The organism is Microcystis sp. LE19-41.2A (assembly GCF_027530405.1).
Lineage (GTDB): Bacteria > Cyanobacteriota > Cyanobacteriia > Cyanobacteriales > Microcystaceae > Microcystis > Microcystis aeruginosa.
Genome location: NZ_JAPZQJ010000505.1, coordinates 1 through 3,174, shown reverse-complemented (window position 1 = coordinate 3,174; position 3,174 = coordinate 1). Strand labels below are relative to the sequence as shown.

Here is a 3,174-nt window from a genome sequence, read left to right as displayed (position 1 = left end):
TAAATCCTTATCCGGCAAGAGACTTAATTGATTAGCTCGTTCTAGATCGAAAACAATTGACAAAAATCGCCAAATGTCTTTCTATATAAGGGTTTCATCCCTTATAACCCCCCTCCATTGCATAACACAAACCGAAGAACCACAATTCATACCAGGTAAGCAAGAGGGCTACGCCACTACTACCCAATCATTACCCGAGATCGCCTTGGATTAATTTTCTCCAAGTTAACCACCGCTAGGTCTTCTGAAAACTTTATGCTGTAAGCTTTTTTCGCCATGATAATAAGGTCGAGTTCAAAAATTTGAGCGAACGGTGAGTCTAGATTTAGTCTATCTGCTTTTGTCAAAAAACTCCAGTTCTCTAGCTGGTCGGGGTTTAGAACATTTTAAACCTCAAAGTGATCCCACTGTTGATCCCTTAGATTATGCCAATTTGCTATGTTCCTGTCAGGCAAATCTTAGGACTGGTGAACCTCGGCACTGTGGTAATCTAAAAGATAACTGGTTTGATGAAAATCTCTTAATCTCTCCACTCAATCCCGATTGTGAGTCTCACTTTGCTTTTAATGATGATGGTACAATTAAACCCGCACAAGAAGATGATCAAACAGCAATTAATACTATCGAAAAGTTGGGATTAAACCTCAATAAACTCAAGGTACGGCTCTCTTATTTTTTGTGTGATCAGTTTAACTTATATGGAAGCGATCAATCTTTGTGTCCTCTGTGTCTCTGTGGTTCCTTCCACTCGCTCGCCAGCAAGCGGTTCACAAAATTGGCCAGTTGTCAATTGGGATGCTCTCATACTAAATCCTGTTTAGAAGGTATAATCGTTATTGCAAGGATTCTCCAGGATCACCGCCTTCCAATACGGTTTTCCAACCGATCACCAGGAAAATGATTAAAGCAACTATCGCCATAAATAAGCCGATCGGAGTACCGATCAGATCCCGGGCGAATTGTAAACTATAGTTAGTTTTTAGATCGGCATTTCCATCCCAAACTACCGTTTTTTCCGCACCGAGAAATAACAAGTGAATCCCCCGAGAAAGAACGAACTCTCCCACGATAGTGAAGAGAATTAACTGTTTCAGTCTCACGGGTAACATGGCCAGATATTCGGTAACGATCAAGAGCAACAGAACCACAATAGGAGTCATACTCTCGCCGATAATTCCCCCGCGATGAAATCCGGGTTGCAGGAAACAACCTCCCAAAAAACCGATCGCGAGTACCGATACTAAAAATGATCTGGGAAACAAAGGTTTACCCTGAACTTTTCCGAAAACTCTTTTCCCGAAAACCGTCAGAAGGACGGCGCTCAGGGTTATCGTTATAGAGCCGGCTAAAACACTAAAATACAAGCGAAACCATGAATTCCACAGCCGATAGCGTAAGGTGTAATACTCGCCACCCTCTCCGGGGCCTTTCTGGATTCGATCTTGAACCGCATCGGAAAGTTCGAGGGGATAAACGCTAGACCAGGCATTGTTTAAAGCATCGGAAATTCTAACGCTCGCAGTCGCACCCCCCGTCGTTCCCATTGCCGTCTGGAAGATAGAGGCGAGACCGAAGTGAGAGATTCCCCATAAATACCAGGGAAGACACACGGCGATCATTAGGATTAACGGAAAAAATAACTGACGGACGACAAGAGCTAAATTTTTACGATTTACCCATAGATTATCGACGATCGGGGCGATAACATAGAGTATGGCGGAAGGATGACTGAGAAAGGCTAATCCCCAACTAACTCCACAGCCAATCCCGGAAAGGGAATAGACTCTTGTGCGGGGATTGTTTCTCAAGTCGAGATAGAAATATAGCGGTTCTCGCATCTGTGCGGCACACTTAAACCTTTGCTGATTAAGCTGTTCAGGATCGGGAATGTACCTCTTGTGAATCAGAAACGCTATATAGCGTTTTTCAGTCTGCTGAGGTACAAAAGTTATGGGTTTTAGGCACTCATGCAAGAGGCAAAAGGCAAAAGGGAAGAAAAATAGGTGTACCTCACTAGCTTAGGAAACGCTATAGATGCCAGTTAAGATATAGACCGTGGCCAATACCTTCGGCCACGGGTAGGTGATCATATTACTCAAATAGGGACTGAAAGCCACGGGGAAAAAGGCTAACGGAATTAACGACGGACGCAGAAAGAGGGGGATTAGGAGGGTCAGGAATACTCCTGGTAAAATCGCAGTAATTTGATAAACCGCAAATGAATTTTCTAAAAGTGCCAGATAATAACTAGAAAACAGATTGAATAAAGGAGTTCTAGAAGTAACATTATAAGTTCCAAAGTAAACCGTATCGGTTTTCTGAAGTCCCAAAAAAATTTGAGCGATATCGAAGTGCATCCACCAATCCCCGTAGTAAAATCCCCCACTGTAAAGCACGACGAAGAATTGCATCCCTAGCAGGACGAGCCAGAACAAGATCGCTAGGTATAGCCATCTATAGTTTTCTCTTTCTTCCGCTTGCCACAATTGTCGCGTCAGTAACCATAGAGAGATAATAAATAAACCAGCCGTCGCTAACAGGAAAAAAGTTCTTCCGGAAAAGCCACAAAGAAAATTAACGAAAGCGATCGCCGATTGTAAAGCCATTCCCGAAGCACCAGCAAGGGCCATACATTCCTTGACGGTAAAGCGCGAGATCGCTCTCAGGCTAACATAGCCGAGGGTGAAAGTTAGGGTTAGCGAGATCGCCCCGAAAAAAAACAACTGTAAAAAGCTTATATTCACGATTAACTATTTACCTGAATCTATTTTAGTGACCCCATCTTTTAATAAGCTTAGACGCACTTACATTGCACTTTAATATCCTGGAACGCCTTGTAGATAGGGATACGAGTAGGAAACTTAAATGCGTCTAAGCTTACTATCGAAAAGTTGGGATTAAACCTCAACCAAATCAAGGCACTTCGTAAGGCAGCCATCGAGCCTTTTTTGGATGAGGAGATAGATAATGCTCAATTAAAAGTTTTTGTCAATGGATATTTATGCTTAGATGCTCAACAAAGATACAGTCCTTTGGCTCTTCTGGTTTCTGTGTGGAAACGGGGTCTATACTGATAGTTTCTTCAGCAAAATACTCCTAAAAGTCTTTCCCAGTAAATATTTCACGATTCTATAAGCAAAAATTATCACACAAAGTCGAGAAGAGCCGTCCTTT

At 42.6% G+C, this 3,174-nt stretch carries 3 protein-coding genes and 1 pseudogene; 2 read left to right on the top strand and 2 right to left on the bottom strand.

Going from position 1 to position 3,174, the window contains the following annotated elements:
• Positions 1 to 313: 313 nt before the first annotated feature.
• Positions 314 to 595, top strand: a pseudogene (locus O9290_RS21145) (retron system putative HNH endonuclease); the annotation flags it as partial.
• A gap of 238 nt (positions 596 to 833) precedes the next feature.
• Here O9290_RS21145 and O9290_RS21140 read toward each other — a convergent pair.
• A complete protein-coding gene (locus O9290_RS21140; protein ID WP_288059543.1) occupies positions 834 to 1,838 on the bottom strand; it encodes a hypothetical protein in 1,005 nt (334 codons plus the stop codon).
• A gap of 180 nt (positions 1,839 to 2,018) precedes the next feature.
• Complete coding sequence (locus O9290_RS21135; protein ID WP_196219828.1) at positions 2,019 to 2,744, bottom strand: hypothetical protein; 726 nt, start codon at positions 2,742 to 2,744, stop codon at positions 2,019 to 2,021.
• 147 nt (positions 2,745 to 2,891) lie between these two features.
• Between O9290_RS21135 and O9290_RS21130 the strand changes: the two genes are divergently transcribed.
• The gene (locus tag O9290_RS21130; RefSeq protein ID WP_288059541.1) at positions 2,892 to 3,074 is read left to right on the top strand and encodes a hypothetical protein; all 183 of its coding nucleotides are present in this window, start codon (positions 2,892 to 2,894) and stop codon (positions 3,072 to 3,074) included.
• The last annotated feature ends 100 nt before the right edge of the window (positions 3,075 to 3,174 follow it).

What these genes read in the sequence shown, in the direction of transcription:
- O9290_RS21140 (WP_288059543.1), bottom strand. Translation starts at nt 1,838, where the DNA reads ATGCGAGAACCGCTATATTTCTATCTCGACTTGAGAAACAATCCCCGC.